The sequence below is a fragment of the Gemelliphila asaccharolytica genome (genome assembly GCF_001553005.1).
GTDB classification, from domain to species: domain Bacteria; phylum Bacillota; class Bacilli; order Staphylococcales; family Gemellaceae; genus Gemelliphila; species Gemelliphila asaccharolytica.
On the sequence record NZ_KQ959880.1, the window covers coordinates 1 to 3,792 of the forward strand.

The 3,792-nt window shown below is 28.3% G+C and carries 2 protein-coding genes; both read right to left on the reverse strand.

What is annotated here, in order from left to right; translation table 11 throughout:
• Positions 1 to 261: 261 nt before the first annotated feature.
• On the reverse strand, positions 262 to 1,263 hold the full coding sequence (locus HMPREF1871_RS03605) for a Tle-like phospholipase domain-containing protein (RefSeq protein ID WP_066130162.1): 1,002 nt from the start codon (positions 1,261 to 1,263) through the stop codon (positions 262 to 264).
• Positions 1,264 to 1,823: 560 nt separating this feature from the next.
• A partial coding sequence (gene adhE, locus HMPREF1871_RS03610; protein WP_066130164.1) for a bifunctional acetaldehyde-CoA/alcohol dehydrogenase occupies positions 1,824 to 3,792 on the reverse strand: 1,969 nt, incomplete at its 5' end.

The window sequence follows — 3,792 nt, forward strand, 5'->3', positions numbered from 1 at the left end:
TTACATTTTTCACAACCACATTTACATTCTACCATTTTCTTTTCCTCCTTTTTTGTCCTTCTTTCTTATATTTTTATTCTATTACGATTTATCTATTATGTCAATATGATTTTGTCGAAAGAAATGATTACGATTTGCTTTGTTTTGTACGGTTAATTTGTTTTAAATACTGCGTTTTTGATTTTTATTAAATCGTAATGGTTTCATTTTGGACGAAAGGTATCTTACGTTAACAAATCGTAATGGTTTCATTTTGTTTTATCATTTTAGCATCTTTTTTATAAACTGACTTATTTCTATATCAGAAAAAATACCGTCCATAAAATCTAAAACAGCAGGTTTTTCTAAAAATAAAGAAGTGAAATATTCTAAAGAGGCCTTTTCATTTATCGAACCTTTTTTCAATTCTTCTTTTTTTCTATCTATATGTTCAGCATCACATTTGTAATTTTTCTCTATTCTCTTGTCATTTTCTAATTTACCGTCAACTATCTTTTTTATAATATCACTATTATTTTTAGATAATGCCTTTATAGTGTGTTTCCCAGCATTTTTTATTATGTATCTTTTATGGCAAAAAACTGCATTAGTATTTAGTTTAGATAACATTTTATTCAGTATATCTTCTTCTGAAGATATGTGAATAATCACCCCTGTGAAAGATGATATTTTATTTTCTATATTTTGTTTGTTTTTTTTGTATCTTTTTATTCTTTTTTTATATAAAGGAAAATTTTCTTCATTTTTTTTCATAAATATTTCTACTCCATTTTCTATATATAAAGGAGCTGAATTATAAATTACTGATTTTTTTACATTGTACTCTATCGCTACTCTTTGAACTATATTACCCCCTAAAGAATGCCCTGTTAAAACTATATTTTCCCCATATTTTTTTCTTAATCTACTATAAAATTTAAAACATACATTATAGTGTGCTCCTTGCCCTAGAGCTATATCATAAATATTAGTTTCCATATCTTTTAATAAGTCTGCATAAGGATTTGTCCCAGAATATGCTAATATATATTGATTATTTTTTTTATTTTCAAAAAAACAGCCACTACTTCCTGTTTTTTTATCATAAAAACTTGTTATATAATCTAATTCTTTAGGAAAAGAATTCATTTTTTTTAGTGTATTTACATATTTTAAAATAACTTTTTTATTGCTATTTAGTATCTTCATAGCCTCTATCTGATAAGCTATTTTAGAGGCTGACAAGGTTGGTTCAAAAACTTTCATTTTTTTGTATTCTTTCATTTAATATTTACTTTACTATATCAACTATATCATATAATTTTTTTTATTTATATAAAAAAGTCAAAATACCTTTCTTTTATAAAGATATTCTGACCTTTATTTATTTTCTTTTTTTCCTCTTCCTTCAATATACAGAATTTTAAATTTATATTCACAATAGGATTTATGGGGATTTTTTAATGTAAATTATAAATTTTCTGTTATTAAAATCTTTTTTTAAAACACTTTTCTAAATTATGGGTGATTTTTAGTTTATGTTTTTTATAACGAAAGATTCATTATAAATTAAAGATTTGGGAAATTTTTTATTGTTTTTCTTATTAAAACTGTGGGTTGATTCTAATAAGAAAAGTTTTTGTTTTTCTTTATAATTTAATGAATTTTTATACTTATTATGAGGGAATTTTAAGTTACATTTTCTTGCTTTTCATTAAATTTTAAGTGATTAATTATTTTTTTCTTATCTTATTTTATGGGTGAATATATTTTTAAGATAAGTTTATATATGTTCCCTTCTCCATCGCAGGATTGATGGAGAAAGGAGTTTTTAGTAATTTTAACTATATTTTTTCGTTATATTTTTTTTCTCCATACCCATACCAAGCCGCTTCTAACATTCCTTTCATGTCAGTTATCATTGCTAGACGTGGATTTGCTGGAGTACATTGGTCTTCAAATGAATCAAATGCTACTTGAGATAGGGCTGATAAAAATTCTTCATGTGTGTGTCCAAATTTTGTAAATGAAGCATGTTCTTTAAATGCCATAGGTGTACCTACTTTTCTTCCTAATTCATATACCCATTGAGCATATGATTCTACACCTTCTTCTGGTGTTGAGGCTTTTAATCCTAACATTTTAGCTATATCTTGATATCTTTCAGCTGCTTGATAGTGTTCATATTTTGGCCATAAAGAAACTTTTCCTGGACGTGTACCATTGTATTTAATTACATATGGTAAAAGAGTCGCATTTGTTTCTCCGTGTATTGTGTGGAATCTTCCTCCCATTTTATGAGACATTGAGTGACAAATTCCTAAAAACGCATTTGAGAATGCCATTCCTGCCATACATGAAGCGTTGTGCATTTTTTCTCTAGCTTCTCTATCAGCATATTTTACTGATTTTTCTAAATAGTCAGCCACAAGTCTTATTGCTTTTAATGCAAGACCGTCAGTATAGTCGTTTGCAAGGGTTGCAACATAAGCTTCTGTAGCGTGAGTAAGTACATCCATACCTGTTGAAGCTGTTGGTTTCGCTGGTACTGTTAAAACTAAATTAGGGTCAACTATTGCTACATTTGGTGTTAGTGCATAGTCTGCTAAAGGATATTTTTTATTAATTGCTTTGTCTGAAATTACTGCAAAAGGTGTTACTTCTGACCCTGTTCCTGATGTTGTTGCTATAGCTATAAATTTAGCTTTTTCTCCTAAATGAGGGAATTTTACTGTACGTTTTCTTATATCTGCAAATTTTTGAACCAATTCATTAAAGTCTGCATCTGGTCTTTCATAGAATAACCACATAATTTTTCCAGCATCCATAGCTGATCCACCACCTAACGCCACTATTGCGTTTGGTTTAAATCTATTAATTAATTGAACTCCAGCTTCTACTGTTTTTATATCAGGGTTTGGTTCTACTCCGTCAAATACTTGAACTTGTACTTTATTTTTACGTTTGTGAAGTTGATCTATAACTTTTTGAGCGAATCCTAATTTAACCATAGATTCGTCAGTTACGATCATCACTCTTTCTAAACCCTCCATTTCTCTTAAATATTTAATTGCATTTGGTTCAAAATATACTTTTGGTGGCACTTTAAACCATTGCATATTATTATTTCTTCTACCTATAAGTTTTGTATTTATTAAATTTATAGCAGAGATATTTCCTGAAACAGAGTTTCTTCCATAGCTTCCACATCCTAAAGTTAAAGATGGTATGAATGCGTTATAAACATCTCCTATACCTCCAAATGTTGATGGAGAATTCCATACTATACGACAAGCTCTTACTATTTTTCCAAATTGTTCTGCTACATCTTCATTTTGAGTGTGTATAGCTGCTGTATGCCCAAGCCCATTAAATTCTACCATTTGACGAGATTTTTCTAATCCATCTTTTGTATCTTTTGATTTTATTACAGCCAATACTGGAGACAATTTTTCTCTTGTTAATGGTTCATTTATTCCAACTTCATTACATTCAGCTGCTAAAATAACTGTACCATCTGGCACTTTAAATCCTGCCCATTCTGCTATTAAAGTAGCAGGTTTACCTACTATTTTAGAATTTAATTTTGCTCCTGCACAATTTTCAGATTTAGCTTCCACTCCAAATAATAATTTTTCAAGCATTGCTTTTTCTTTTTTGCTTACAAAATAAACTCTATGACTTTTCATTGTAGTAATAAATTCATCATATAATTCTTTGTCAACTATAGCTGCTTGTTCAGAAGCACATATCATACCATTATCAAATGCTTTAGATAAAACTATATCATTAACTGCTTGTTTTAATTTAGCT